This is a genomic window from Mycolicibacterium sp. XJ870, assembly GCF_053483975.1.
Map to the genome: position 1 here is coordinate 843,888 of NZ_JBEFTI010000001.1, position 24,981 is coordinate 868,868.

A 24,981-nucleotide genomic window follows, 5' to 3' on the forward strand; every position below is an offset into this window, starting at 1 on the left:
AAGCGCTTGCCCGCAAATCGAACAATTCAAACCGCGACATTGATTGATGGCCGGGTACCGGACCCGCATAGAGAGGTTTGCATTCCGGGACTGGGGTTATTCCGGGGATATCCGAGTCGACTGTGAGGACCCCTGATGAGCTTTCCCGAACAACAGCAGACCCCGCCCGGAATTCAGGCCGACATGGAGCCGGTGCCCGACTGCGGCGAAACCAGTTACCAGGGTTCAGGCCGGCTGACCGGCAAGAAGGCGGTCATCACCGGCGGTGACAGTGGCATCGGACGCGCGGTTGCGATTGCGTTCGCGCGCGAAGGCGCCGACGTTCTGATCGCATACCTCAACGAAGACGGCGACGCGCAGGACGTCAAAAAATATGTGGAGGAGGCGGGCCGGAAATGTGTGCTGGTCCCGGGTGACCTGTCCGAACCCACACACTGCCGGGAAGTCATCGACCGAGCGGTGGCCGAGCTCGGCGGCATCGACGTGCTCGTCAGCAACGCAGCCTTCCAGATGACGCACCAAAGCATTGACGAGGTCAGCGACGAGGAGTGGGACTACACCTTCAAACTCAACGTCGGGGCCTACTTTCATCTCGTCAAGGCGGCGTTGCCGCACTTGGGGTCCGGGTCGGCGATCATCGGCAGCTCGTCGGTCAATTCGGACATGCCCAACCCCACCCTCGCGCCATACGCGGCGACGAAGGCGGCGATCGCCAACTTCTCGGCCAGCCTCGCCGAGATGCTGGGCGAGAAGGGGATTCGGGTCAACAGCGTTGCGCCCGGCCCGATCTGGACACCGCTCATCCCGTCAACCATGCCCGCGGAGAAGGTGAAGTCGTTCGGTGACGATACCCCGTTGGGCCGTGCGGGCCAGCCCGTGGAGTTGGCGCCGGTCTACGTGATGCTGGCGTCCGACGAGGGCAGCTATGTGACGGGAGCGCGGGTGGCCGTCACCGGAGGGCGGCCGATTCTTTGAGATCGGCCTCCGACCCTGCCGCGATGGCGCCGGCCACGTTAGCGGCCGACGCTGGTCAGTGGCCGGGTGACGAATACCAGTCTGAACTTGCCGAGTTGCAGCTCGTCGCCGTTGAGCAGTGTGGTCGAAGCCACGCGCTCCCGGTTGACGTATACGCCGTTGAGGCTGCCGAGGTCCACAACACGGACTTCGTCGTTCTCCCAACGGAATTCGGCATGCTTGCGGCTCACCGTGATCTCGTCGAGGAAAATATCGCTGTCAGGATGGCGGCCTGCGGATGCGACCGGTTTGTCCAGGCGGAACTGGCACCCGGCATTGGGGCCGCGTTTCACCACCAGCAATGCCGAACCCGGCGACAGATTTTCCAGCGTGGAGGCATCGGGCGGAGAAGCCGCGTCGGGCTCGTTGAGGAGCTGGGCGCGGGTCAGCATCGATGTGTTGTCCGCATTGGCTTCGCCAGATGCGTGCTGGTTGTCCATGTCGGTCATCGCTGCTCCTCCCGGCTGGCTGGGCGCAACCCTCTAGCTGGTACACCGATTATCCCGAGTCGGCATGCCGCAAACCTGATTGGTCCGTCAGGACTGTGCGCTGGAGCTCCAAAGCGTGGCGATGTCGATCCCGACCGATGCCAGCATCCGCCGTAGCAGCGGCAGGCTCAGCCCGATGACATTTGACGGGTCACCTTCAATGCGGTCGACGAACCAGCCGCCGAGACCGTCGAGAGTGAATCCGCCTGCCACCCAGAGCGGTTCGCCGGAGCCCACGTAGGCGGCCAGGTCGGCGGTGGTGGGCGTACCGAAATAAACTGTGGTGCTTGCTGATTCGGCGGCCCGGCCGATGGGTTCACCGTCCCGTAGGCGGATCACGCAATGCCCGGTGTGCAGCTCGCCGGAGCGGCCTGCCATCGACTGCCATTGGCGCTGCGCGGCTTCGGCGGAGCCCGGCTTGCCGCACAGCCGTCTGTCCAACAACAGCATCGAGTCACAGCCAATGACCACGGCGTCCGCGGCGACCGGATCCGGTAACCGCGTCACCACCTCGTCGGCTTTGGCCGAGGCCAGCACCGTGACGACATCAGCAGGCGACGCGTCGGGGTGTGCCGCGATGATCGCGTCTTCATCGACGTGCGAGACGACCACGAGTGGGTCGATGCCGGCCTGGCGCAACACGCCCAGCCGGCCCGACGATGCCGAACCCAGGACAACCCGGGTCATCCGGCTAGCGCCGCATGTGCGTGCGCTCCAACAGCGTGACACGCTGCCAGCTGGAATACGCGTAGCGGAGCTTGTCCACCGGGTGGCCCCACGGATTGCGTTCCCGTACCGCGGGCTCGACCGCGCCGCCGCCCGCTGTGCCCAGGATGGCCATCAGCGCGGCCATCTCCGCGTCGCTCGGGTTACCGCGCAGCACCTTGATGTGGGCATCGTGGTCTTGCTTGGCCACGTCCACCTCGTTCGCCCCGCTCACAGTGGAATGTTCCCGTGCTTCTTCGGCGGCGTCTGCACGATCTTGCGCTCCAGCAGCCGCAGGGCGGTCGCCACGTAGCCGCGGGTGTGCGACGGCGGGATGACCGCGTCGACGTAACCCCGCTCGGCCGCGATGTACGGGTTGACCAGGGTGTCCTCGTAGGTCTGCTGCAGCTCCAGGCGCAGCGCGTCGACGTCCTCGCCCTCCGCCGCGGCCTTCTTGAGCTCGGAGCGGTAGACGAAGCCGACCGCGCCCGAGGCGCCCATCACCGCGATCTGCGCCGTCGGCCATGCCACGTTGACGTCGCAGCCCATGTCCTTGGACCCCATCACGCAGTACGCGCCGCCGTAGGCCTTGCGGGTGATGACGGTGATCTTGGCGACGGTGGCCTCGCCGTAGGCGTAGAGCAGCTTGGCGCCGCGGCGGATGATGCCGTTGTACTCCTGGTCGGTGCCAGGCAGGAAGCCCGGGACGTCGACGAGCATGACGATCGGGATGTTGAAGCAGTCGCAGGTCCGCACGAACCGGGCGGCCTTCTCCGAGGCGTTGATGTCCAGGCAGCCGGCGAACTGGGTGGGCTGGTTGGCCACGATGCCCACCGGGCGGCCGTCGACGCGGCCGAAGCCGATGACGATGTTCTGCGCGTAGCCGGCCTGCACCTCGAGGAACTCGTCGTCGTCGAGGATGCGGGTGATCACCTCGTGCATGTCATACGGCTGGTTCGGCGAATCCGGGATCAGCGTGTCGAGCTCGAGGTCCTCCTCGGTGAGATTGTCCTCGATCGCGCCCTGGTCCGGGTTGGCCGGGTACTGCGGCGGGTCGGCGTAGTTGTTGGGAGGCAGGTAGCTCAGCAGGTCGCGCACGTAGTCGAAGGCGTCCTGCTCGCCGGAAGCCACGTAGTGCGCGGTGCCCGACTTGGCCATGTGGGTGTGGGCGCCGCCCAACTCCTCCATGGTCACGTCCTCGCCGGTGACGGTCTTGATGACGTCGGGGCCGGTGATGAACATCTGGCTGGTCTCGTCGACCATGATGACGAAGTCGGTGAGCGCGGGGGAGTAGACGTGCCCGCCGGCCGCGGCGCCCATGATCAGCGAGATCTGTGGGATCACGCCCGAGGCCAGGATGTTGTTGCGGAAGATCTTGCTGTACAGCCCCAGCGAGACCACACCCTCCTGGATGCGGGCACCGGCGCCGTCGTTGATACCGATCAGCGGGCGGCCGGTCTTGACGGCCAGCTCCTGCACCTTGACGATCTTCTCGCCGTACACCTCGCCGAGGCTGCCGCCGAACACAGAGGCGTCCTGGCTGAAGATGCACACGTCGCGGCCGTCGATGGTGCCGTAACCGGTCACCACGCCGTCGCCCAGCGGGCGGTTGGCCTCCAGCCCGAAGTTGGTGCTGCGGTGGCGGGCGAGCGCGTCGAGTTCGACGAACGAACCCTCGTCGAGCAGCGCGTAGATGCGCTCACGGGCCGTCAGCTTGCCCTTGGCGTGCACCTTCTCCACAGCGGCTTCGCCGACGGGATGGAGCGTCTCCTCGGCCCGCCTCTTGAGATCGGCCAGCTTGCCTGCAGTGGTGTGGATGTCCACCTGGTGCTCGGCGGACGGCTCGGTAACGCTCGTCATGGGTCACGATGCTATCGGTAACCCTAAGACTGGTCTAAGAGAGGTGGGCGTGGCGCGCGTCACGGTTCCTGCCTCCCCGGTCGTGTGGGGTGCCAGGCGCTGTGTCGAATGTGTACGTTCCCGTCGCAGTTTCGCGGATCTACCGCGAAAGCCTGCACAGTCGTCACAGGGCAGTGGACCACCACCGGCCCAGGGCAACTCAACAAGCTCGTTCGCGCCGCTGTGCGGCCTTCAACTTCTCCCACACCCGCGTCACGATGGTCGTGTGACTGGACAGCATCGCCTCGGTAACCCACACAACGGCCCAGCCGTGCGATTCCAGTTCCGCCGTATGCGAGTGCACCCATGTTCGAGACCCCGGAGAATCCTGCTCCTCGTCGCACTCGACCGCCACCTTCCAGCGACGCCAGCCCATGGCCACTCGCGTCCAGGCCAAGCCCCACTGGTCGTACAACGGGATCTGGGTTTCGAGTCCCGGTGTGCCCGTCCAGGACAGCAGGAGTCGAACTTGCGTCTCGAGCGGCGATTCGGCACCTGCGTCGGCCTCTGCCAGGGATGTCCGCAGGCGGTCGATACCTCGAATCCCTGGATTTGCCTCGACCAGTACCCACACCTCCTCCGGATCAAGTGCGGTCGTGTTCATCAACGCATCCAGGATCGGCACTGCTTCGGTGAACGGCAATAACCGGCCGAGATCAAACGCTGTCCGGGCGACGGTGGTGACCCGCATCCCGCGGTACTCGCGAACATCTTCTGGTGCAAGGGCATACGAGTGCACTCGGAGCCCGTCCGGTGCGTGACGATTGGTGCGTACGACCTCGGCCGGCGCATTGAAGTCCAGCCACTTGGTGCCATACATTGCCGCAGCCGATATACCGCTCAGAACTGCGTCGGGACCGGCGAACAGCGATGCTGCCCTCGCCCGCAATGCCGGGGTCAGTGCGACCTCATTGGCCAGATAGACATTGCGGAACACTGCCCGATATTCCGTACGCAGTTCGTGGGCGGTGAGCAGCCCGGTCTGTATCGCGTCGCTACCGAGGAAGGGCTGTTTGTTCACGGGGCCAGCATCGGCAGGTCTGCCGACAATTCGCCTCTCTCAGACGGTGGTTATCCACAGGCGCAAGCACAGTAGGTCCGGTCGGGGACGCTGTGTCGAATGTGCAGGTTCCTGTTCCAGCTTCGTCGATCTGCCGCAAAAGGCTGCACGCTCGTCACAGCAACTCATAATCGGTACGGCCGAGTCCTCCGGCGTCGCCTCATCGGCCAAGATTGCGGTGCACCTCGAACAGCCCACCGACAAGGAGGCCATCCGTGGCCGTCATCGACCCCACTCGCCTGATGGCCGAATCCATCGCGGCCATGCTGCTCGACCGGCTGGGCGACCAGCGGCTCGGACTGCGCACCCGCGAGCGGGACTGGACATGGGACGAGGTGGTCCACGAGTCCGCCGCCCGCGGCTCAATAGCTCAGTCCCTGCGCCGCGACGGGCCGTTTCATATCGGCGTGCTGCTGGAGAACGTGCCGGATTTCGTGTTTTGGCTCGGCGGTGCCGCCTTGGCCGGGGCGACGATCGTGGGCATCAACCCAACCCGGGGCGCTGCCGAGCTGACGGCCGAAATCCGCCATGCCGACTGCCAATTGATCGTCACCGACACGGCAGGCGCCGATCGGCTGCGTGGTCTGGACCTCGGGCTCGAACCGGATCGGTTCCTGGTGGTGGACAGCGCCGGCTACGCCCAGCTGGTGGCTGCGCACCGCAGCAAACCGGCCGTCGCGCCAGGCGTGGGGGAGGACTCGCTGTTCCTGCTGCTGTTCACCTCGGGGACGACGGGCGCGTCCAAGGCCGTCAAATGCAGTCAGGGCCGCCTGGCCCGCATCGCCCACGCCGCCGCCGAGAAGTACGGCCACGTCCGGGCGGACGTCGAATACTGTTGTATGCCACTGTTTCACGGCAACGCCATCATGGCGCTGTGGGCACCGGCGTTATCCGTCGGCGCGACAGTCTGCCTGACTCCGTCGTTTTCGGCGTCGGGGTTTCTGGGCGATGTGCGCTATTTCGGTGCGACGTTCTTCACCTACGTCGGCAAGGCACTCGGCTATCTGATGGCCACCCCGCAGCGTCCCGACGATGCCGACAATCCGTTGGTCCGCGGTTTCGGCACCGAGGCCTCACCCGACGATCAGGCCGAATTCCGTCGTCGTTTCGGCGCTGAACTCTTCGAGGGGTACGGGTCCAGTGAGGGTGGCGGCGCGGTCGCCCTTGCTCCTGACGCACCGCCCGGTGCGCTGGGACGCCCTGCGCATGACGGCGTGGCGATCGTTGATCCGCAGACGCTGAAAGACTGTGCGCCAGCGCTTTTCGACGAGCATGGCCGCGTGCTCAATCCCGACGAAGCAGTCGGTGAAATCATCGACAAGTTCGGCACCCGCACCTTCGAGGGCTACTACCGCAACGACGAGGCCAACGCCGAACGTATCCGCAACGGCTGGTACTGGACGGGTGATCTCGGCTATCTCGACGAACACGGTTTCATCTACTTCGCCGGCCGACGCGGCGACTGGATCCGGGTGGACGGGGAGAACACCTCGGCACTGACGATCGAGCATGTGCTGCGCCGCCACCCACAGGTGATCGCCGCCGGGGTGTATGCCGTACCGGATCCGCGGTCGGGTGATCAGGTGATGGCCGCACTCGAGGTCGCCGACCCGGACGGTTTCGACACCGTGGCGTTCGCCGCCTATCTGGCCGAACAGGTCGATCTCCCTGCCAAAGGGCTGCCACGGTTTTTGCGGGTGTCGCCGAACCTCCCGGTCACCGGCTCCAACAAGGTGCTCAAACGTGAACTGCAAAAACAGCGGTGGCACACCGACGAGCTCGTGTATCGGTGGGTGGGACGGGGCACACCCGACTACCGCGCCATGGGCGACGATGACAAGCGGTCGCTGGACGCCGAGTTCGCACAGTATGGAAGGCAGCGTTACGCGTGAAATGGGATGAAGAGTGTGACGTGCTGATCGCCGGATCGGGCGGCGGCGGTGTCACCGGGGCCTACACCGCGGCCCGCGAGGGGCTCGACGTCCTCCTGGTCGAGGCCACCGACAAATTCGGCGGCACCACAGCGTATTCCGGTGGCGGCGGCGTGTGGTTTCCGTGCAACCCGGTCCTGCTGCGAGCCGGCACCGACGACACCATCGAGGACGCACTGGAGTACTACCACGCCGTCGTCGGCGACCGCACGCCGCGGGAACTGCAGGACACCTATGTCCGGGGCGGCGCCGCCCTCATCGAATACCTCGAAGAGGATGACAACCTGAAGTTCGCGCCAATGCCGTGGCCGGACTATTTCGGCACGGCGCCCAAGGCCCGGGCCGACGGGCAACGCCACATCGCGGCGCGACCGCTCAAGGTAGCCAAGGCGCCGCACCTGAAGGAACTGGTACGTGGCCCGCTGGACGCCGACCGGCTCGGCGCCGAACAACCCGACGACTACTTCATCGGTGGGCGAGCGTTGATCGCCCGGTTCCTCAAAGCCATTGAGCAGTACCCGAATGCGTCGCTGCGCCTCGACACCGCCGTCGTGGAACTGGTGCGGGACGGCAACCGCGTGGTCGGTGCCGTCATCGAAAATGCGGGGCAGCGCAAGGCCGTTCGCGCGCGTCGCGGCGTGCTGCTGGCCGCCGGCGGATTCGAGGGCAGCGACGAGCTGCGCAAGCGATACGGCGTGCCCGGCGAGGTACGGGACACCATGGGGCCGTGGGGAAATCTCGGCCGCGCGCACGAGGCGGGCATCGCCGTCGGCGCCGACGTCGACCTCATGGACCAGGCCTGGTGGTCACCCGGACTGACCCACCCGGACGGGCGTTCGGCGTTCGCGTTGTGGTTCACCGGCGGCATTTTCGTCGACCAGAACGGGCAGCGGTTCGTCAACGAATCGGCGGCCTATGACCGGATCGGCCGGGCCATCCTGGCGCGGCTGGCCGACGGTTCCATGACCCTGCCGTACTGGATGATCTACGACGACCGCGAGGGTCTGGTGCCACCAGTCAAGGCGACCAACGTGTCGATGGTCGAGCCGGACCGCTATATCGACGCCGGACTGTGGCACACCGCCGACACCCTCGACGAGCTGGCCGCCAAGATCGGGGTGCCGCCGGCCGATCTGCTGGCAACGGTGGCGAGGTTCAACGAGTTCGTCGCCACCGGCGTCGACGAGGACTTCGGGCGCGGCGACGAGGCCTACGACCGTGCGTTCTCCGGTGGCGCGTCGCCGCTCGTCGCCATCGACAAAGGGCCGTTCCACGCCGCCGCGTTCGGGATCTCCGACCTGGGCACCAAGGGCGGATTGCGCACCGACACCGCGGCCCGGGTGCTCGACACCTCGGGTGCGGTGATCGACGGCCTGTATGCCGCGGGCAACACGATGGCCGCGCCGAGCGGCACCGCCTACCCAGGTGGCGGAAATCCGATCGGCACCAGCATGCTGTTCAGCCACCTCGCGATCGAAGACATGCTAGGCAGGACCTTGTGAGCGAAATTCGGGAGATCGACGCGGGCTCGGCGATGACGCGGTTCGCCCGCGGTTGGCATTGTCTGGGGCTGGCAGAGGATTTCCGCGACGGGCAACCGCACGGCATCGAGGCGTTCGGCACCAAGCTGGTGGTGTACGGCGACTCCGACGGCGCGCTGCACGTCCTCGACAGTTACTGCAGGCACATGGGCGGTGACCTGTCGCGCGGCACGATCAAGGACGACAACCTCGCCTGCCCGTTCCACGACTGGCGCTGGGGCAGTGACGGGAAATGCAAACTCGTGCCGTACGCCAAGCGCACGCCGCGGATGGCCCGAACCCGCAAATGGCCCACGCACGAGGTCAACGGCCAGCTGCTGGTGTGGCACGACCCGGAGGGTTCGGTTCCACCACCGGAACTGGCACCCCCGACGATTGAGGGCTACGCCGACGGCATCTGGTCACCGTGGCAATGGAATTCGATTCTCATCGAGGGATCGCACTGCCGCGAGATCGTCGACAACAACGTCGACATGGCGCACTTCTTCTACATCCACCACGCCTACCCGACGTACTTCAAGAACGTCATCGAGGGTCACACGGCCAGCCAGTTCATGGAGTCCAAACCGCGGCCCGATTACACTCCCAATCCCGAAAAGCTCTGGGACGGCACATATCTGCGTTCAGAAGCGACGTACTTCGGCCCCGCGTACATGATCAACTGGTTGCACAACGAGCTCGGGCCCGGTTTCACCGTCGAGGTCGCGCTGATCAACTGCCACTACCCGGTGACGCACAACTCGTTCGTGTTGCAGTGGGGTGTGGCTGTGCAGCAGATGCCGGGCCTGCCCGCCGAGAAAGCCGCCAAGCTCGCCGGCGCGATGGGCCGCTCGTTCGGCGAAGGGTTCCTCGAAGACGTCGAGATCTGGAAGCACAAAACCCGCATCGACAACCCGTTGCTCACCGAAGAGGACGGCGCGGTGTATCAGCACCGCCGATGGTACGAGCAGTTCTATGTCGACCTCGCCGACGTCACGCCGGAGATGACCAACCGGTTCGAGTTGGAGGTCGACACCACCCATGCGAACGAACTGTGGCAGCAGGAAGTGGCCGAGAACATGAGCTCAGCCTCCAGGTAGCGCCGACGACGGGGCACCGTGTCGGCCGGGGATATCGAGCACCTGGGTCGGTTTGAATCGTAGAGTTCTGCCGTGGGTTACCCGGAGAACGTCCTGGCCAACGACGAGCAGGTGGTGCTGCATCGGCATCCGCACTGGAAACGCCTGATCGGGGCGGTGCTGGTGCTCATTCTCGCCAGCGCGGCCGCGGCATTCGTCGCCGCCGTGGTGAACACCATGGAATGGCAGACCACAGCCAAGAACGTGCTGTTCATCGTGATCGGGGTGATCTGGCTGATCGTGGTCGGCTGGTTGACCGTCTGGCCGTTCCTGAATTGGTGGACAACACACTTCGTCATCACCGACCGGCGGGTGATGTTCCGGCACGGGCTGCTGACCCGCTCCGGTATCGACATCCCGTTGGCGCGCATCAACAGTGTGGAGTTCTCGCACGGACTGAGCGACCGGCTGCTGCGCACCGGAACGCTGATCATCGAATCGGCGTCGCAGGATCCCCTGGAATTCCACGACATTCCGCGCGTGGAACGGGTGCACTCACTGCTGTATCACGAAGTCTTCGACACCCTGGGTTCCGAAGAGTCCCCCAGCTGACGTGCCCGTCCGCGGCGGCCCCTGCGCAGGACCCCATCTGCTCCTCGCGTGCGTAACGGTGTCACTGTCGCGGCCTCGCGCTGATGCTCGGCGTGATCCTCGAACGCCTCGGCGATCCCACCACCGGTCAGCGTCGACTCGAGCACCAGGTCGGGATCGCGGCCCAACTCGTCGGGGAAGACCCACCGGCGGAAGGCCCAGAACCGGAACGCCATCTGCAACAGGTTGCCCAGGATGTACGCGGAGACGAAGTCGGCGATGTTCTCGACGGTGAGCGACACCTCGGGCACCCGCAACCCGAGGACATAACTGGAGAAGGCCAGCGGGGCCATGGATATGAGCACGCCAAGGCCGCTGAATCCGAAGAACAACAGCGCCTCGTGGTGGCGTTCGCGGCCGCCGCGGTCCCGGAAGCTCCATTCCCGGTTGAGGATGTAGGAGGCGATCACCGCGACAATGCCCGCAATGATCTTCGCCGTGACGGGTTTGGGCTCAAGGATCGTGAGCTTGAGGGTGTAGAAGATCACCGAGTCGATGACAAACGTCGTCGCGCCGACGATCGCGAACTTGATCAGCTCGTGATGCTGCTCGGCGTAAGGACGGATGGATCGCGGCAGTCGCGCGATCGTCGCATCGGCAAAGGACACGATTAGCCAGTGTACGGAAACGCCCGGCTCCGTGCCGCATCGCTGAAAAGCCCCGCCTTAACCGCAGGTCAATGCACCGGCCATGGCAGGCACGGGAACGGCGCATGAAACGATGGCACCGTGCCGACTACTCCCAACAAAAGTCCTGTAGTGGCGATGATCGGCGGCGGTCAGCTCGCCAGGATGACCCACCAGGCCGCGATTGCGCTGGGCCAGACCCTGCGGGTGCTCGCCACCGGGCCCGACGAGCCCGCTGCGCAGGTCACCCCGGATGTGGTCATCGGGCAGCACACCGATCTCGATGCGCTGCGCCGGGTGGCCGCCGGCGCCTCGGCGCTGACCTTCGACCACGAGCACGTGCCCACCGAGCACCTGGAGAAGTTGGTCGCCGAAGGCGTCACCGTCGCACCGCCACCGCAGGCGCTTGTGCACGCACAGGACAAGCTGCTGATGCGGCGCAGGCTGCATGCGCTGGGCGCACCGGTGCCGCGCTTCGAAGAGATCCGGTCGGTCGAGGACATCGAGGCGTTCGTGCGGCAGATCGACGGCCCGGTAGTGATCAAGACGGTGCGCGGCGGCTACGACGGCAAGGGCGTGATGATGGCCGACGACGTCGCACAGGCCCGCGAGATCGTCGACCGGTACCTGGCCGAGGGGGTGGCGCTGCTCGCCGAGGAGCGCGTCACGATGCGCCGGGAACTCGCCGCGCTGGTGGCGCGCTCGCCGTTCGGGCAGGGTGCGGCATGGCCGGTGGTCGAAACCGTGCAGCGCGACGGCATCTGCGTCGAGGTCTTCGCGCCGGCACCCGGTCTGTCCGAGGAATTAGGCTCCGCCGCAACCGAACTGGGGCTGCACCTGGCGGCCGAACTCGGGGTGGTCGGGGTGCTGGCGGTCGAGTTGTTCGAGACGACCGATGGGCGGTTACTCGTCAACGAGTTGGCGATGCGGCCGCACAACTCCGGGCACTGGACCATGGATGGTTCGGTGACCAGCCAGTTCGAGCAACATCTGCGCGCGGTGCTGGACTATCCGCTGGGCGATACGGCAGCGATCGCTCCCGCCGCCGTGATGGCCAACGTGCTGGGTGCACCGGAGACACCGGCGATGTCTATGGACGAGCGCCTGCACCACTTGTTTGCGCGGATGCCCGAGGCCAAGGTCCACTTGTACGGCAAGGGCGAGCGGCCCGGTCGCAAGATCGGGCACGTCAACATGATTGGCTCGGATATGGCCGATCTGCGGGAGCGGGCGGTGCGTGCGGCGCACTGGCTCTCGCACGCGGTGTGGACCGACGGATGGGATGAACATGCCGGGTAAACCAAGGGTCGGGCTCATCATGGGCAGCGACAGCGACTGGTCGGTGATGTCGGATGCGGCCGACGCGCTCGCCGAATTCGAGGTGCCGTTCGAGGTCGGCGTGGTCTCGGCGCATCGCACTCCGGCCCGGATGCTCGAATACGCGCAGACCGCGGCCGATCGGGGCATCGAAGTGATCATCGCCGGTGCGGGTGGCGCGGCCCACCTGCCGGGCATGGTGGCCTCGGCGACCCCGCTGCCGGTGATCGGGGTGCCGGTGCCGTTGGCCCGGCTCGACGGCCTGGACTCGTTGCTGTCGATCGTGCAGATGCCCGCCGGGGTTCCGGTGGCAACCGTCTCGATCGGGGGAGCGCGCAACGCCGGCCTGCTGGCGGTGCGGATCCTGGGTTCGGCGGACACCACGCTGCGGGCCCGGATGTCGGCGTTCCAGGCTGACCTGGAAGCCATGGTGCTCGCGAAGGACGCCGCCTTGCGGGATCGCCTGTTGGGTGAGGCTTAACGACACGAAGGCCGAGTCAATCGCCGATCAGCTCGCGAATGCGGGGTGTCAGGGACTCGATCGGTTCATCGGTCGACATCACCACAAGTGCGGTGTAGCCGCCACCGCCCCGGTAGATCGGCCATGTCGCGGCCAGCGCCTCGGCCAGGTCCGACCGCGCGTTGGTCACGTCGCCGCGCAGCCATCGGCGCAGAACGTGGTTGTGCGCAGCGACCACGGCGTTGGCGAATAGTTCGGCGCGCAGGTCCGCTGTCCAATCCTCGGTCTGCGCGGTCCGCAGGTATTTGGTGAACAGCCGGACATAACGCGACACCACGGCCGTTTCGAAGTCGCGCAGGGCAGGTACCGAGCGGGCGAGCCGGTAGCGCGTCCGGGCACGCTCGCCCTCGGCGAGATAGTGCTCGAATACCGAGGTCGCCACGGCGATGACTTCGCCGGGGAGCGCTTCGGTAGGCACCGTCGACAGCCGCTCGTCGGCGCGCCGCAGCAACGCCTCGTGATCGGGAAAGATCATCGCCTCTTTGGAACCGAACTGGCGAAACGCGGTGGTGCGTCCCACCCGCGCCCGGGCCGCGATGTCGTCGACGCTTGCGGCCTCATACCCACGTTCTTCGAACAGGTCGAATGCCGCGCTCACCAGACGATCCCGAGTGCTTGGCAGGCCGGGCATGGGCGCACCTCCAGGGTACTGAGTGCCGATGTTATGGTACTGAGTGCCAAAAGTAGCAGGGCGATGTACTCGATGTGCAGTCCGGGCAACGATGAGTCAAGAGAGCCAAGAGCTGAAAGCTAAGGAGAAGACCATGGCTGGTTGGGGCGGCAACCCATCTTTTGATCTGTTTCAGCTTCCCGAGGAGCACCAGGAGCTCCGGGCGGCGATTCGCGCGCTCGCCGAGAAGGAGATCGCGCCGTATGCGGCTGACGTGGACGAGAACGCCCGCTTTCCGCAGGAGGCCCTCGACGCGCTGAACGCCTCGGGCTTCAACGCGGTACATGTGCCCGAGGAGTACGGCGGACAAGGTGCCGACTCGGTGGCCGCGTGCATCGTCATCGAAGAGGTGGCCCGCGTCGATTGTTCGGCCTCGCTGATCCCGGCCGTCAACAAGCTCGGCACCATGGGCCTGATTCTGCGCGGTTCCGACGAGTTGAAGCAGAAGGTGCTGCCGTCGATCGCCTCCGGTGAGGCGATGGCCTCCTATGCGCTTTCCGAGCGCGAAGCCGGCAGCGACGCGGCGGCCATGCGCACGCGGGCCAAGGCCGACGGCGACGACTGGATCCTCAACGGCACCAAGTGCTGGATCACCAACGGCGGCAAGTCGAGCTGGTACACCGTCATGGCCGTGACCGACCCCGACAAGGGAGCCAACGGCATCTCGGCGTTCATGGTCCACAAGGACGACGAGGGATTCACCGTCGGCCCCAAGGAAAAGAAGCTGGGCATCAAGGGGTCACCGACCACCGAGCTGTATTTCGAGAACTGCCGCATCCCCGGTGACCGGATCATCGGCGACCCGGGCACCGGGTTCAAGACCGCGTTGGCCACGCTCGATCACACCCGCCCGACCATCGGTGCGCAGGCCGTCGGCGTCGCCCAGGGTGCTCTCGATGCCGCGATCGAATACACCAAGGATCGCAAGCAGTTCGGCACTGCGATCAGCGATTTCCAGGCCGTGCAGTTCATGCTCGCCGATATGGCGATGAAGGTCGAGGCCGCGCGGTTGATGGTCTACCACGCTGCCGCCCGCGCCGAACGTGGCGAAGGCCACCTGGGATTCATCTCTGCGGCGTCGAAATGCCTTGCCTCCGATGTGGCGATGGAGGTCACAACCGACGCCGTGCAGTTGTTCGGCGGCGCGGGTTACACCACGGACTTCCCCGTCGAGCGGATGATGCGCGACGCCAAGATCACCCAGATCTACGAGGGCACCAACCAGATTCAGCGCGTGGTGATGAGCCGCGCACTGCTCAAGTAACTGCCGTCAATCGCGATCAGGGTTCCGGGCGCAGGTGGGTGATGTCGCCCGCCGCGATGGTCGTCGGCTCGCCGCCGTCCTCGATGACCAGTCGTCCGAATGCGTCGATGTCGCGTGCGGTACCGACAATGTTGCGATCCCCGGGCAGTGCCGCACGGACGCGGGCACCGAGCGTGACGCTGAGCCGGCGGTAGTCGTCGACCAGGGTTTCATCGGCGCCTCCGGCCGACCGCCAGTGCTCGACGCGCTTGGCGAGTTCACGAAGGATCGTGGCGGCCAACGCATTTCGATCAACGTCGGGCTTACCCAGCATGGTCAGTGAGGTCGCCGCCTCGGTGGGTGCTTCCGTCGTGGTCAAGGACACGTTCAGTCCGAGGCCGACGACGATCACGGTGTTGGGCGCGGCGACCTCGGCCAGGATGCCGGCCAGCTTGCCCTGCTCGACGAGTACGTCATTGGGCCACTTCAACCCGGCACGCAATCCACATACCTGCTCGACCGCGTCGACCACCGCCACCCCGGTCAGCAGGGGCAGCCAACCCCAGGTGTCGGGCACCGTGCCGGATACGTCGATGCCGACGGACATCGCCACCTGCGACCGCGGCGGGGTGACCCAGGTGCGCCCATGGCGTCCGCGTCCGGAACTCTGATGCTCGGCCAACAGCGCACAGCCGCCGATGTTCTCCCCGGCGGCGGCGCGGGCCAGCAGATCGGCATTGGTTGATCCGGTCTCGTCGACGATGTCGATGCGACGCCAGTGCTCACCGGCCAGCGTGCGGAGCTTGGCCAAATCCAGGGCAGGTCGCCCGTCAGCGGAGGTCATACGCGGAAGCCTAGTTAGTGCGCCGTATCCCACCGCCAGCAGACGCAGACTCGCACGGAATCCCGTCGGGTAATGCGATTCTCTGTCTGCTCGCGGAGAAACGGGTTAGCCGCGGGTGACCTTCTCCGTGGTGCGGCGCCGGTCCATCACCGCGGGATCGGGGTTGGCCACCTGCACCAGCGATGCGCCGACGGCGAAGATCGCGAGCATGTTGTCCACGATCTCGTCTGCGCTGTCCCACGTCGCCGTCGAGAGCACCCGGTCGGTACCCGCAATCCCTTGTGCGGCCGCTGAATTGCGCGCGCTGTCCAAGACATCGGCGACCGACCGGCCATCCAGGGCGACGTCGGGGTGCCGCTCGGGGACGATCTGATCGCCATGCACTCGCACCGAGGTCGCATAATCCGTGACGCCGACGGGCAGGTCGGCGGCCGGCTTGCCGAACGGGTCCAGCGACAGCACCGCGACCTCACCGCCGCCGGCCGCGTCGTCGGCCTCGTCGAGACGATCCCGCGTACACAACCCAATATCGGCAGCACCGCTCAGAACTACTTCCGCACCGATCCACCAGATACCGAACAGCACCGCCGCCGTCTGCCAGTGTGCAGGCAGCAGCACGGCAACCCGGGTGCCCGGTCCGGCACCCATCTCGTCGCGCAACAGGTTGGCGGTCTTGGCCGCCCAGTTGGCCAGCGTCACCGCCGACAGTTCGATGCGTTCGCCGGTGGCGTCGTCGTAATAGGTGATCCGCGGGCCCGCCGGGTCTGACGCCAGCAGCGGATCCAACACAGAGGCGCTGAGGGTGCTCAGTTCACACACTCCGGATCATCGGAACCCGCGGTGAGGACCGGTGGCTGCTGTGACGGGGTCAGACCCGTTTCCGTCGCCCCGCCGGTGTCGGCGACAGCGGGATCGACGGTCTCCAGCGTGGGGTCGCTGCCGTCGAGCCCGGAGCCCGGACCGGTGTAGTCGTTGCCCAGGACCACCCGTACCGAACCTGACGGAACAGACTCGTCCTCGGTGACCTGCAACCCGCCCAGGTCTTTTGAAACCGCCTGGGCGCCAAGGTCGTCGGCTTTGGCTGCCAGCACCTGGCTGCCGGCCTGCGGGCCTCCTTCATGATTGCCCGTGCTGCCGGGAGTGAAGCCCTTGTTGGACAGCACATGCGATACCGCGGCGGCCAATCCGTTGATGTCGGTGGCGTTGACCACCTCGACCGTGGTGTCGCCCGGCGAGTAGGCCCGCTCTTCGGTCTTGCCTTCGTCCTGGTCCTGCAACAGACCGGACACCCAGTCGCGGACCTCGGCGGGATCCACCCGGACGACGCTCTGCATCCCGTCGTCGCTCCAGCCGTCCTCGCGCAGGATCGGGATGGTGGAGAACGCCACGTTGCCCGCGGCGAGCTTCTGCAGCTGATCGGCGAAATCCATGATGTCCCAGCCATCGGAGATGACCACCGACCGCTGCACCGCCGACTGCAACCGGCCCAGCGTGGCCGGGCTCGACAGGGTCTTGCTGGAGATCACATCGTGGGCCAGCGAGGCCATCACGGCCTGTTGGCGGGTGACACGGTCGAGGTCTCCGCGCGGCAGGTTGTGGCGTTGCCGCACGAAGCTCAGCGCCTGCGCGCCGTCCAGCTTCTGCCAGCCTGCGGGGAAGTCGGCACCTGAAAGTGGTTCGTACACCGCGTCTTTGAGGCACACGTTGACCCCGCCCAGCGCATCGGTGATCAGGGCGAAGCCCAGCAGCCCGATCTCGGCGTAGTGGTCGACGGTGACGCCGGTGAGGAGGGCGACGGTCTGGATGAGCTCTTCGCGGCCGGCCTCGGTGGCCTGAGGCTCCGCGACGGCGGGATCCTCACCCTCGACCTCAACGAGCTGCTTCATCCGGTCGAGCTTCACATCGCCGAACACGCCGTTGATCTTCATCTTGCCCCAGTTCGGGGCCTCGACGTAGGAGTCGCGGGGGATCGAGATGGCGGTCGCGGACTGCCCGTTGTTCGGGATCCGCACCAGGATGATCGTGTCGGTGTTGGTGGACACGTCGTCGCCGGCGCGCAGCGTGGCCAGTTCCTCGGCGGTCAGCGGATTGCCGTGCGCGTCGGTGCGGCTGTCATTACCGACCAGGAGGATGTCGATGGCACCATCCTCGCCACCCTCGCCGAGCGCGGGCGAGCTGATGTGATTGATGCCCGATTCGAATGAGCGAATCTGGGTCCAGGCCACCCCCGTGCCGAGCACCACGGCCGACGCTGCCGTCACAGCAATGGTGCGTAGTAGGTGGATGGGCACCTGCCCAGGCTACTTGCGGTGACGACGTGAGCCGGGTAACGCAGACCGGCGTGCCAGACTCGATCCATGCTGCAGCGGATTGTCATCACCGGGGCCGGTGGCCTGGTCGGGCGAGTATTAGCTGATCACGCCCGTCGCCAGGGCCGCGAGGTGGTGGCCCTGACGTCGGCACAATGTGACATCACCGACGCCGGCGCACCCGAGCGTTTCGTCGCCCAGGGCGACGTGGTCGTCAACTGTGCGGCCTTCACGAAGGTCGACGCCGCCGAGTCCGAACCGGACCGCGCCCATGCCGTCAACGCGACCGGTGCGGAGAACGTCGCGCACGCCTGCGCCCGGGCGGGGGCCGAGCTGATCCACATCTCCACCGACTATGTGTTCGGCGGCGACCGCCGCACGCCCTACGACGTCGGCGACGACACGGGCCCGGTCAGCGTGTACGGCCGCACCAAGCTGGCCGGGGAACTGGCGGTGCTCGCAGCGAAGCCCGACGCCCACGTCGTCCGCACGGCGTGGATCTACCAGGGCCACCCCGAAGGCACCGACTTCGTCTCGGTGATGCGCAGGCTCGCCGCAGGCGACGGAACGGTCGACGTGGTGGCCGATCAGATCGGATCGCCGACGTATGTGGCCGATCTCGTCGGCGCCTTGCTCGAAATCGCCGACGGCACGATCCGGGAACCGGTGCTGCACGCCGCCAATGCGGGGGAGGCCAGCCGATTCGAGCAGGCGCAGGCGGTGTTCGAGATCCTGGGCGCCGATCCGAACCGCGTGCGGCCAGTGGGCACCGACAAACATCCGCGGCCCGCCCCCCGCCCGGCGTACTCGGCGCTGTCCGCTGAACTGTCGGCCGACGCGGGACTCACCCCGCTGCGTCCCTGGCGCGAGGCGCTGTCCGCAGCACTCGCCGACGGACCGCTACCCTCTACGCCGTGACTGAGGATGCGGCCCGCCCGCTCGCGGTGGTGACGGTGACGTATTCCCCGGGGCTGCACCTGGACCGGTTCTTGGCCTCACTGTCGTTGGCGACGGAGCGGCCGGTGACGGTCATCATGGCGGACAACGGATCCACCGACGGCGCACCCGAAGAGGCCGAGCAGCGGTACCCGAACGTGCGTCTGCTGCGCACCGGCGCAAATCTCGGGTACGGCAGCGCGGTGAACCGCGCTGCCGCTGAGGTTGCGCGGGACGCGGAGTTTTTCGTGGTGGCCAACCCCGACGTGCAGTGGGGACCGCGCTCCATCGATCTGCTGCTCGAGGCCGCAGGCCGCTGGCCGCAGGCCGGGGCGTTGGGGCCGCTGATCCGCGATCCCGACGGTTCGGTGTATCCGTCGGCACGCCATCAGCCCAGCCTGATCCGTGGCGGCATGCACGCCGTGGTCGGCCCGTTCTGGAAATCCAATCCGTGGACGGCGGCCTATCGTCAGGATCGCCAGGAGCCCTGTGAACGCCCGGTCGGGTGGCTGTCGGGTTCCTGCCTGCTGCTGCGCCGGGCGGCCTTCGACGCGATAAACGGTTTCGACGAGCGCTACTTCATGTATATGGAAGATGTGGACCTCGGGGACCGGCTCGGCCGGGCGGGCTGGCAGAACATCTACGTGCCGGCCGCGGAGGTTCTCCATTACAAGGGCCATTCCACGGGCCGGGACCCGGCCAGCAACTTGGCCGCCCACCACCGCAGCACCTACACTTTCCTCGCCGATCGGTACCCCGCAGGCTGGCAGGCGCCTCTGCGGTGGACGATCCGAGGCGCGTTGGCCGTACGTGCGGGCCTGGTGGTCGGTAGTTCTCGGCGTAAACGGGCGAAAGGGCAGCGTTGAGATGACCAATCCCGCAGAAGTCGATGCCGTCGTATTGGTCGGAGGTCGGGGCACCCGGCTGCGGCCACTGACGATCTCGGCACCGAAGCCGATGTTGCCGACGGCCGGCCTGCCGTTTCTCACCCACTTGTTGTCGCGGATCGCGAAGGCCGGTCTGCAGCACGTGGTGCTGGGCACGTCGTACAAGGCCGAGGTGTTCGAGGCGGCATTCGGCGACGGATCCGCGCTCGGGTTGGAGATCGAGTACGTCACCGAGACCGAGGCACTGGGCACCGGCGGCGCCATCGCCAACGTGGCCGACAGCCTGCGCTACGACACCGCGATGGTGTTCAACGGTGACGTGCTGTCCGCGGCCGACCTGGGTGCGCTGCTGGAATCGCACGACACCCACTCCGCCGATGTCACGCTGCACCTGGTGCGAGTCGGAGATCCGCGGGCCTTCGGCTGTGTGCCGACCGACGCCAACGGCTTGGTCACCGCCTTCCTGGAGAAGACCCAGGATCCGCCGACCGATCAGATCAACGCCGGCTGCTACGTGTTCAACCGCGATGTGATCGACCAGATTCCGCGCGGCCGGGCACTGTCGGTGGAACGCGAGATCTTCCCCGAGGTGCTCTCCCGTGGGTTGCGCATGTGCGGGTACGTGGATGCGTCGTACTGGCGGGACATGGGCACGCCGGAGGATTTCGTGCGCGGGTCGGCCGATCTGGTGCGCGGTATCGCCCCGTCGCCTGCGCTCAACGGCCAGCGCGGCGAGTCGTTGGTGCACGACGGTGCCGGCGTCGCCCCCGGGGCGCTGCTGATCGGTGGCACCGTGGTGGGCCGCGGCGCCGAGATCGGTGCGGGTGCGCGACTGGACGGTGCGGTGATCTTCGACGGCGTGCGTGTCGAGGCGGGCGCGGTGATCGAGCGCTCGATCGTCGGCTTCGGTGCCCGCATCGGGCCCCGTGCCCTGATTCGCGACGGCGTGATCGGCGACGGCGCCGACATCGGTGCCCGCTGCGAGCTGTTGCGTGGCGCCCGGGTGTGGCCCGGTGTGGTGCTTCCCGATGGTGGCTTGCGGTTCTCGACCGACGTCTGAGCGTTCACCGCCAAAGTGAAGTCCGGGTCGTAAAAGCGCGCGTTTAACCGCCGGGAATGCTGTTCCGCGCAGTCGCGGCGCGGGCGAGCTGGGCCAGACCGAAGTCGGTGTCGTCGGGAAGCGCGTCCAGCGGCCACCACTTCAGGTCCAAAGACTCGTCGCTGCGGACGATCTCGGCGCCGTCGGGGGCCCGCACCAGGAACTGCATGTCGAGATGACGGGTCGGCACACCCAGCGAGCACGTCACCGGATGCACATGCAGCGCAGCCAGATCCGCGTCGATCGTCAGCCCGGTGATCCCGGACTCCTCGCTTGCCTCGCGTAGCGCCGCGGCATGAATGTCGGTGTCGGTGTGCTCACAGTGCCCACCGAGTTGCAGCCAGCGGCCGAACCGCGGATGCAGCGTGAGCAGGGTCCGGGTTCCGGTGTGGTCGAGGACGAGTGCCGATGCGGTGATGTGGCCGGGTACGCACTCGCGTTGACACGCATCGGGTCTGGCGGCCAGAAACGACAGCACCGCGTGGCGCAGCGTGTCCTGACCCGGGTCGGGGGCTTGCCAGCGGGTGAGTACGTCGGTGGCCGATTCGTGGAGCGTCAGCTGAGGTTGATTGCTCTTCGCGCAAGCGCTCATCGGACGATCAGCAGACCGTCGGTGGAGACCGGCTCGCGCGGCGGCTGAGACTCTTCGGGGTAACCGATCGCGATGGCACCCAATGGTTCCCAATCGTCGGGAAGTCCGAGCTCGTCCCGGACCAGATCGCCGGCGAAGATGGTCGAGCCGATCCAGCAACTACCCACCTCCCGCACGGCGAGCGCCACCAGCAGCGCCTGCACCGCGGCACCGACGGCGACGGTGAACATGGTGTGCTCGGCGGCGGTGCGCGTACTGTCGGGGTAGCTGTGCGCGCCGTCTGGCACCAGAAAGGGGATCACCAGTTCGGGTGCATCGTAAAGGATTTGGCCGCGATTGACGCGACGCTCGACGGCGTCGGGAGCGTGGGCGTCCGCTGTCAGGTCGGCCCGCCACCGGTCCTTCATCCGGTCCAGTAGTCGTGTGCGAGCGGCAGTGTCCTGCACCCACACGAATCGGACCGGGCGGGTGTGATGCGGTGCAGGCGCAGTGAGCGCCTCGCCGACAGCCGCTTCGATGAGCTCGTGCGGCACCGGCTCGGCACCGAACCTGCGGACTGACCGGCGCAGCAGCTGAGCTTGGCTGCGCCCCAATTGGATTGCCTCGGCAGTGCCCAGCCAGAACAGGTCATCCTCACCGGGGCGGAGCAGGGTGCGCGCCGTCGATCCGTCGTCGCGCAGAGCCAATCCTCGCACCACCGCGACCGGTATCGCGGTCAGCTTGCCTTTCACCAGATCGGCGGCGGCGGCGATCTCGTCGGCCACGGCAACCTCGGTGACCACCAGTTCATTGCCGTGCCGGTCACGGGCCCCGGCGTAGCCGTGCAGCACTGTCAAACCCGATGCGCCGATGGCGAAGTCGGTCTGCCCGTTGCGCCAGGCCCGGCCCATGGTGTCGGTGATCACGACACCGACCGTCACCCCGAGTCGCTCGGCCAGTCCGTCGCGCAATGCCGCGGCGCTGCCGTCCGGGTCGACGGGCAGCAGTGCCAGTTCGGCGGACCCGACGTTGGATCCGTCGACACCGGCCGCGGCCTGAATCAGTCCGATGGCGTTCTCGGTGATCAGCGTACGCCCCTTGCGGGCCAGCACGCGCACCGCCTCGCCGTCGATCAGCTTGCGTCGCAGCGCATCCCGTTCATCAGGATCGTCGGGTGCGGCGACGATACGGCCCTCACATTTGGACACCACCTTGCTGGTGACCACGAGCACATCGCCGTCGGCCAGCCAGGGTGCCGCCGCGGCGAGGGTGCCCGCAAGGTCGTCGCCGGGGCGGAATTCCGGCAGGCCGGGCACCGGGAGGATCTCCACCCGGCCGGCAGATCCGTGCTCGGCACTCGCCGCGGCCGAGTCGCGAATGTTCACAGCGCCACTCCGGCAACGTCGAGGCCGGCCCGCACCATCTCCGCTGTGGTCGGCGGATCGGTCATCAGCAGGGGAATCGCCCGTACGTTCACGCCGTCGATCTCGGCACGGTCGCCCTCGTGTACCAGCCAGCCGTCCAACAGGCCGGTGCCTGAGCGGGCGCCGAAATACTGTCCGACACCTGCCGAGGTGGACTCCACCCCGATGATCGACAGACACTCATCGGCCATGCCGCGCAACGGTTTTCCGGCAATGATCGGTGAGTAGCCGATCACCGGGGCAGCGGTGGAGCGCAGTGCGCCGCGGATGCCGGGGATCTGCAGGATCGGGCCGATGCTGACCACCGGGTTCGACGGGGCCAGCAACACCACGTCGGCCTCGGCGATGGCCTCGGCGACCCCCGGGCCCGCAGTTGCCTGCTCGGCGCCGACGAACGCGAAACTGTGTGACGGCACCTTGGCGCGGTACCGCACCCACCATTCCTGGAAGTGGATGGCGCGCCGTTCGCCGTCGGCTGGGTCGGTGATCACTACATGCGTCTCGCTGCGATCGTCGCTGGCCGGCAGTAGCCGGGCACCGGGTGACCACCGTTTGCACAGCGCCTCTGTCACCGCCGACAGCGGGTAGCCGGCCCGCAGCATCTGGCTGCGCACCAGGTGGGTGGCCAGATCGCGGTCGCCGAGGCCGAACCAGTCGGGTTGGACGCCGTAGGCGGCCAGTTCCTCTTTTGCGTGCCACGTTTCGTTGCGGTGGCCCCAGCCGCGCTCGGGATCGATGCCGCCGCCGAGGGTGTACATGCAGGTGTCGAGATCCGGACAGATGCGCACGCCGTGCATCCAGGCGTCGTCGCCGACGTTCACGATCGCGGTGAGTTCATGCTTGCTGTCGCCGGCAGATGAGCCGGAGTCGAAGCTTCCGAGCCCTAGCAGATTCTGTACGCCCAGCAAAAATCGCGCGCCGCCGACGCCGCCGACCAGAACGGTGACCTTCACAACGACCGACATTAGGCGTTCGGGCGGCGTGCACGGAAACGACGTAGTCACGACCGAGACACGCCGAGGTCTCGGCGCGCCGATTTGACATCACGGGATGGTATGAATTCCTGTTCTAGCGCTTGACCCCAGCAGCTAACACGTGTGTAATCACATCAGTGTCATTTTTTGGTCGGCGACCGATTCCGGTGTCGCGGACTGGGATTCGATCATCTGTTCGAATGAAATGGCCGCACATCACAATAGTGAGCTCCACTGAGGGATCTACGAGACCGAGTGAGGAGGCGGGGGATATGTCTTATGAGAGCGGCGATTTGGATCGTGTGGTCCGGTTTGACAGCCGGCTACTCGGCTCGGTAGACAACGCACCGCACATCAACACCGGACCGACACCGATGGGGGCTACCGGACGTCCTCAACTGAGTTTGGTACCCGATGAATTTGATGTTGCTCCGGCAACTGACGAAGAAGACCAATGGCAGGAACGCGCACTGTGTGCGCAAACTGACCCGGAGGCATTCTTCCCGGAAAAGGGCGGGTCTACCCGTGAGGCCAAGCGCATCTGCCAGGGTTGCGAAGTAAAGAACGCCTGCCTGGACTACGCGCTTGCCCACGACGAGCGTTTCGGAATTTGGGGAGGTTTGTCAGAGCGGGAACGCCGGCGCCTCAAACGCGGAATTATTTGAGCCGCAGCGTCATTCGTCGTCGATCGTCGGGTCGATGACCGACGGCTCGACGCCGAGATAGGTGGCCACCTGGGCCACCAGAATTTCATGCAATAGATCGGCCAGCTCATCGGATCCTTTGACCCGGCGCTCGATGGGCTTGCGGAACAAGAGAATTCGCGCCCGGGTCGTATTTCCCCTGACATCCACCCCGGCCGGTATCAGCCGGGCCAGAGCGATCGGACCATCTGCGACCACCTCTGGTGGCCACTGCACACTGTCCGGGTCTTTCGGGGACATCCGCGGAATCTCGTCCACGGCGACGTCGAGCGCATCGAGTCGCGCGGCCCAGCGGCGCTCGATCGGTTCGTAGGCTTCCAACACCGCCATATCGAACCGTTCGGCGCGGCTGCGCCAGCCCGGAACCGTCCGGGGGAGCAGCGGCCCGCGGATATCGCGGCCGCGGCGCGATCGCCAATGGTTCCGCTGCGCCACGCCCACGATCGTAACGGTTCGGGATCGGGCTCCCCGGCTGCGCGTGTCCGGCGGCATGCAGCGATGGTCCGAGAT

Annotated in this window: 26 protein-coding genes; 12 read left to right on the plus strand and 14 right to left on the minus strand. The window is 66.5% G+C overall.

Going from position 1 to position 24,981, the window contains the following annotated elements; all coding sequences use genetic code 11:
* Window positions 1-135 precede the first annotated feature (135 nt).
* Window positions 136-975: an SDR family oxidoreductase gene (locus tag ABQF30_RS04310; RefSeq protein ID WP_448461371.1), complete on the plus strand. Its 840-nt coding sequence runs from the start codon at window positions 136-138 to the stop codon at window positions 973-975.
* 38 nt (window positions 976-1,013) lie between these two features.
* On the opposite strand, the gene ABQF30_RS04315 is transcribed toward ABQF30_RS04310, so the two are convergent.
* From ABQF30_RS04315 to ABQF30_RS04335, 5 genes are all read right to left on the minus strand, one after another.
* Window positions 1,014-1,463, minus strand: a complete 450-nt coding sequence (locus tag ABQF30_RS04315) for an FHA domain-containing protein (protein ID WP_448461373.1) — start codon at window positions 1,461-1,463, stop codon at window positions 1,014-1,016.
* Between the two features lie 87 nt (window positions 1,464-1,550).
* Window positions 1,551-2,189 carry a Maf family protein gene (locus ABQF30_RS04320; RefSeq protein ID WP_448461375.1) on the minus strand — a complete coding sequence of 213 codons (639 nt, stop codon included), beginning with the start codon at window positions 2,187-2,189 and terminating at the stop codon, window positions 1,551-1,553.
* A 4-nt stretch (window positions 2,190-2,193) separates the two neighbouring features.
* Complete coding sequence (locus ABQF30_RS04325) at window positions 2,194-2,442, minus strand: acyl-CoA carboxylase subunit epsilon (RefSeq protein ID WP_448461377.1); 249 nt, start codon at window positions 2,440-2,442, stop codon at window positions 2,194-2,196.
* Entirely contained in the window at window positions 2,439-4,067 is a 1,629-nt protein-coding gene (locus ABQF30_RS04330; RefSeq protein ID WP_448461379.1) for an acyl-CoA carboxylase subunit beta, read from the minus strand. Before ABQF30_RS04330 ends, ABQF30_RS04325 begins: the two co-directional genes overlap by 4 nt.
* 199 nt (window positions 4,068-4,266) lie before the next feature.
* Window positions 4,267-5,127 (minus strand): hypothetical protein, encoded by an 861-nt coding sequence (locus ABQF30_RS04335; RefSeq protein ID WP_448461380.1) that lies wholly within the window; start codon window positions 5,125-5,127, stop codon window positions 4,267-4,269.
* 281 nt (window positions 5,128-5,408) lie between these two features.
* Here ABQF30_RS04335 and ABQF30_RS04340 point away from each other — a divergent pair, with 281 nt between their 5' ends.
* The 4 genes from ABQF30_RS04340 (at window position 5,409) to ABQF30_RS04355 (ending at window position 10,308) form a co-directional block, all read left to right on the plus strand.
* Window positions 5,409-7,058, plus strand: a complete 1,650-nt coding sequence (locus tag ABQF30_RS04340) for a steroid-22-oyl-CoA synthetase (protein ID WP_448463431.1) — start codon at window positions 5,409-5,411, stop codon at window positions 7,056-7,058.
* Window positions 7,055-8,599 carry an FAD-binding protein gene (locus ABQF30_RS04345; RefSeq protein ID WP_448461382.1) on the plus strand — a complete coding sequence of 515 codons (1,545 nt, stop codon included), beginning with the start codon at window positions 7,055-7,057 and terminating at the stop codon, window positions 8,597-8,599. Before ABQF30_RS04340 ends, ABQF30_RS04345 begins: the two co-directional genes overlap by 4 nt.
* Before the next feature lie 32 nt (window positions 8,600-8,631).
* Window positions 8,632-9,717, plus strand: a complete 1,086-nt coding sequence (locus ABQF30_RS04350; RefSeq protein WP_448463433.1) for a 3-ketosteroid-9-alpha-monooxygenase, oxygenase component — start codon at window positions 8,632-8,634, stop codon at window positions 9,715-9,717.
* 72 nt (window positions 9,718-9,789) lie between these two features.
* Window positions 9,790-10,308, plus strand: a complete 519-nt coding sequence (locus tag ABQF30_RS04355) for a PH domain-containing protein (RefSeq protein ID WP_448461383.1) — start codon at window positions 9,790-9,792, stop codon at window positions 10,306-10,308.
* On the opposite strand, the gene ABQF30_RS04360 is transcribed toward ABQF30_RS04355, so the two are convergent.
* On the minus strand, window positions 10,263-10,955 hold the full coding sequence (locus ABQF30_RS04360) for a GtrA family protein (protein WP_448461385.1): 693 nt from the start codon (window positions 10,953-10,955) through the stop codon (window positions 10,263-10,265). The two genes, ABQF30_RS04355 and ABQF30_RS04360, sit on opposite strands and share 46 nt — an antisense overlap.
* 156 nt (window positions 10,956-11,111) lie before the next feature.
* Between ABQF30_RS04360 and ABQF30_RS04365 the strand changes: the two genes are divergently transcribed.
* Window positions 11,112-12,272 carry a 5-(carboxyamino)imidazole ribonucleotide synthase gene (locus tag ABQF30_RS04365; protein ID WP_448463435.1) on the plus strand — a complete coding sequence of 387 codons (1,161 nt, stop codon included), beginning with the start codon at window positions 11,112-11,114 and terminating at the stop codon, window positions 12,270-12,272.
* Window positions 12,262-12,771, plus strand: a complete 510-nt coding sequence (gene purE / locus ABQF30_RS04370) for a 5-(carboxyamino)imidazole ribonucleotide mutase (protein WP_448461387.1) — start codon at window positions 12,262-12,264, stop codon at window positions 12,769-12,771. The genes ABQF30_RS04365 and purE overlap by 11 nt, the downstream gene beginning before the upstream one ends.
* 16 nt (window positions 12,772-12,787) lie before the next feature.
* On the opposite strand, the gene ABQF30_RS04375 is transcribed toward purE, so the two are convergent.
* Window positions 12,788-13,441, minus strand: a complete 654-nt coding sequence (locus ABQF30_RS04375) for a TetR/AcrR family transcriptional regulator (RefSeq protein WP_448461389.1) — start codon at window positions 13,439-13,441, stop codon at window positions 12,788-12,790.
* Window positions 13,442-13,574: 133 nt separating this feature from the next.
* Between ABQF30_RS04375 and ABQF30_RS04380 the strand changes: the two genes are divergently transcribed.
* On the plus strand, window positions 13,575-14,744 hold the full coding sequence (locus ABQF30_RS04380) for an acyl-CoA dehydrogenase (protein ID WP_448461391.1): 1,170 nt from the start codon (window positions 13,575-13,577) through the stop codon (window positions 14,742-14,744).
* Window positions 14,745-14,760: 16 nt separating this feature from the next.
* On the opposite strand, the gene ABQF30_RS04385 is transcribed toward ABQF30_RS04380, so the two are convergent.
* The 3 genes from ABQF30_RS04385 to ABQF30_RS04395 all read right to left on the minus strand — a co-directional run bounded on the left by ABQF30_RS04385 (window position 14,761) and on the right by ABQF30_RS04395 (window position 17,858).
* Window positions 14,761-15,567 carry a biotin--[acetyl-CoA-carboxylase] ligase gene (locus tag ABQF30_RS04385; protein ID WP_448461392.1) on the minus strand — a complete coding sequence of 269 codons (807 nt, stop codon included), beginning with the start codon at window positions 15,565-15,567 and terminating at the stop codon, window positions 14,761-14,763.
* 105 nt (window positions 15,568-15,672) lie between these two features.
* Window positions 15,673-16,377: a TIGR03089 family protein gene (locus tag ABQF30_RS04390; RefSeq protein WP_448463437.1), complete on the minus strand. Its 705-nt coding sequence runs from the start codon at window positions 16,375-16,377 to the stop codon at window positions 15,673-15,675.
* Window positions 16,374-17,858 carry an LCP family protein gene (locus tag ABQF30_RS04395; protein WP_448461394.1) on the minus strand — a complete coding sequence of 495 codons (1,485 nt, stop codon included), beginning with the start codon at window positions 17,856-17,858 and terminating at the stop codon, window positions 16,374-16,376. Before ABQF30_RS04395 ends, ABQF30_RS04390 begins: the two co-directional genes overlap by 4 nt.
* A 66-nt stretch (window positions 17,859-17,924) precedes the next feature.
* Between ABQF30_RS04395 and rfbD the strand changes: the two genes are divergently transcribed.
* Genes rfbD through ABQF30_RS04410 form a run of 3 tightly spaced genes read left to right on the plus strand, consistent with a single transcriptional unit; the run spans window position 17,925 to window position 20,759 of the window.
* On the plus strand, window positions 17,925-18,794 hold the full coding sequence (rfbD, locus tag ABQF30_RS04400; protein WP_448461396.1) for a dTDP-4-dehydrorhamnose reductase: 870 nt from the start codon (window positions 17,925-17,927) through the stop codon (window positions 18,792-18,794).
* Entirely contained in the window at window positions 18,791-19,678 is an 888-nt protein-coding gene (locus ABQF30_RS04405; RefSeq protein WP_448461398.1) for a glycosyltransferase family 2 protein, read from the plus strand. Before rfbD ends, ABQF30_RS04405 begins: the two co-directional genes overlap by 4 nt.
* Window position 19,679: 1 nt before the next feature.
* The gene (locus tag ABQF30_RS04410) at window positions 19,680-20,759 is read left to right on the plus strand and encodes a mannose-1-phosphate guanylyltransferase ManB (protein WP_448461400.1); all 1,080 of its coding nucleotides are present in this window, start codon (window positions 19,680-19,682) and stop codon (window positions 20,757-20,759) included.
* Between the two features lie 43 nt (window positions 20,760-20,802).
* On the opposite strand, the gene ABQF30_RS04415 is transcribed toward ABQF30_RS04410, so the two are convergent.
* From ABQF30_RS04415 to cofD, 3 genes are read right to left on the minus strand one after another with little or no spacing between them, the layout of a single operon-like run.
* Window positions 20,803-21,357: an NUDIX hydrolase gene (locus ABQF30_RS04415; protein WP_448463439.1), complete on the minus strand. Its 555-nt coding sequence runs from the start codon at window positions 21,355-21,357 to the stop codon at window positions 20,803-20,805.
* 29 nt (window positions 21,358-21,386) lie between these two features.
* A complete protein-coding gene (locus ABQF30_RS04420; RefSeq protein ID WP_448461401.1) occupies window positions 21,387-22,754 on the minus strand; it encodes a coenzyme F420-0:L-glutamate ligase in 1,368 nt (455 codons plus the stop codon).
* The gene (cofD, locus tag ABQF30_RS04425) at window positions 22,751-23,746 is read right to left on the minus strand and encodes a 2-phospho-L-lactate transferase (RefSeq protein ID WP_448461403.1); all 996 of its coding nucleotides are present in this window, start codon (window positions 23,744-23,746) and stop codon (window positions 22,751-22,753) included. The genes ABQF30_RS04420 and cofD overlap by 4 nt, the downstream gene beginning before the upstream one ends.
* A 293-nt stretch (window positions 23,747-24,039) precedes the next feature.
* Here cofD and ABQF30_RS04430 point away from each other — a divergent pair, with 293 nt between their 5' ends.
* Window positions 24,040-24,432, plus strand: a complete 393-nt coding sequence (locus tag ABQF30_RS04430) for a WhiB family transcriptional regulator (RefSeq protein ID WP_448461405.1) — start codon at window positions 24,040-24,042, stop codon at window positions 24,430-24,432.
* Between the two features lie 9 nt (window positions 24,433-24,441).
* On the opposite strand, the gene ABQF30_RS04435 is transcribed toward ABQF30_RS04430, so the two are convergent.
* A complete protein-coding gene (locus tag ABQF30_RS04435) occupies window positions 24,442-24,864 on the minus strand; it encodes a metallopeptidase family protein (RefSeq protein WP_448463441.1) in 423 nt (140 codons plus the stop codon).
* Window positions 24,865-24,981 lie beyond the last annotated feature (117 nt).

What these genes read in the sequence shown, in the direction of transcription:
- ABQF30_RS04310 (WP_448461371.1), top strand. Translation starts at nt 136, where the DNA reads ATGAGCTTTCCCGAACAACAGCAGACCCCGCCCGGAATTCAGGCCGAC.
- ABQF30_RS04315 (WP_448461373.1), bottom strand. Translation starts at nt 1,463, where the DNA reads ATGACCGACATGGACAACCAGCACGCATCTGGCGAAGCCAATGCGGAC.
- ABQF30_RS04320 (WP_448461375.1), bottom strand. Translation starts at nt 2,189, where the DNA reads ATGACCCGGGTTGTCCTGGGTTCGGCATCGTCGGGCCGGCTGGGCGTG.
- ABQF30_RS04330 (WP_448461379.1), bottom strand. Translation starts at nt 4,067, where the DNA reads ATGACGAGCGTTACCGAGCCGTCCGCCGAGCACCAGGTGGACATCCAC.
- ABQF30_RS04340 (WP_448463431.1), top strand. Translation starts at nt 5,409, where the DNA reads ATGGCCGAATCCATCGCGGCCATGCTGCTCGACCGGCTGGGCGACCAG.
- ABQF30_RS04350 (WP_448463433.1), top strand. Translation starts at nt 8,632, where the DNA reads ATGACGCGGTTCGCCCGCGGTTGGCATTGTCTGGGGCTGGCAGAGGAT.
- ABQF30_RS04365 (WP_448463435.1), top strand. Translation starts at nt 11,112, where the DNA reads ATGATCGGCGGCGGTCAGCTCGCCAGGATGACCCACCAGGCCGCGATT.
- purE (WP_448461387.1), top strand. Translation starts at nt 12,262, where the DNA reads ATGCCGGGTAAACCAAGGGTCGGGCTCATCATGGGCAGCGACAGCGAC.
- ABQF30_RS04375 (WP_448461389.1), bottom strand. Translation starts at nt 13,441, where the DNA reads ATGCCCGGCCTGCCAAGCACTCGGGATCGTCTGGTGAGCGCGGCATTC.
- ABQF30_RS04380 (WP_448461391.1), top strand. Translation starts at nt 13,575, where the DNA reads ATGGCTGGTTGGGGCGGCAACCCATCTTTTGATCTGTTTCAGCTTCCC.
- ABQF30_RS04385 (WP_448461392.1), bottom strand. Translation starts at nt 15,567, where the DNA reads ATGACCTCCGCTGACGGGCGACCTGCCCTGGATTTGGCCAAGCTCCGC.
- rfbD (WP_448461396.1), top strand. Translation starts at nt 17,925, where the DNA reads ATGCTGCAGCGGATTGTCATCACCGGGGCCGGTGGCCTGGTCGGGCGA.
- ABQF30_RS04410 (WP_448461400.1), top strand. Translation starts at nt 19,680, where the DNA reads ATGACCAATCCCGCAGAAGTCGATGCCGTCGTATTGGTCGGAGGTCGG.
- ABQF30_RS04430 (WP_448461405.1), top strand. Translation starts at nt 24,040, where the DNA reads ATGTCTTATGAGAGCGGCGATTTGGATCGTGTGGTCCGGTTTGACAGC.